Here is a 389-nt window from a genome sequence, read left to right on the forward strand (position 1 = left end):
CACCGTGCGGGTTCGACCCCCGCCCTCGGCACCATATGCGCCCGTAGCTCAATTGGATAGAGCGTTTGACTACGGATCAAGAGGTTAGGGGTTCGACTCCTCTCGGGCGCGTTTTCTTTCGGGAAGTGGCTCAGCTTGGTAGAGCACCTGGTTTGGGACCAGGGGGTCGCAGGTTCAAATCCTGTCTTCCCGATACTTGTTTGGGGCCTTAGCTCAGCTGGGAGAGCGCCTGCCTTGCACGCAGGAGGTCAGCGGTTCGATCCCGCTAGGCTCCACCATTAGTTCTTTGAAAACTGAACGAAACAAACAACGTGAAACGTCAATTTTTATTTTAGATGCTAGACAAACTAACTTTATTGGAGAGTTTGATCCTGGCTCAGGATGAACGC

Annotated in this window: 3 tRNA genes; all 3 read left to right on the plus strand. The window is 53.0% G+C overall.

Going from position 1 to position 389, the window contains the following annotated elements:
• The first annotated feature begins 37 nt into the window (after positions 1-37).
• The 3 genes from MR112_RS28710 (at position 38) to MR112_RS28720 (ending at position 278) form a co-directional block, all read left to right on the plus strand.
• Positions 38-111 (plus strand) — tRNA-Arg (locus tag MR112_RS28710).
• Positions 112-119: 8 nt separating this feature from the next.
• Positions 120-193 (plus strand) — tRNA-Pro (locus tag MR112_RS28715).
• Positions 194-202: 9 nt separating this feature from the next.
• Positions 203-278 (plus strand) — tRNA-Ala (locus MR112_RS28720).
• Positions 279-389: the final 111 nt, after the last annotated feature.

The sequence above is a fragment of the Bacillus cereus group sp. BfR-BA-01330 genome, assembly GCF_022663885.1.
GTDB classification, from domain to species: Bacteria; Bacillota; Bacilli; order Bacillales; family Bacillaceae_G; genus Bacillus_A; species Bacillus_A cereus.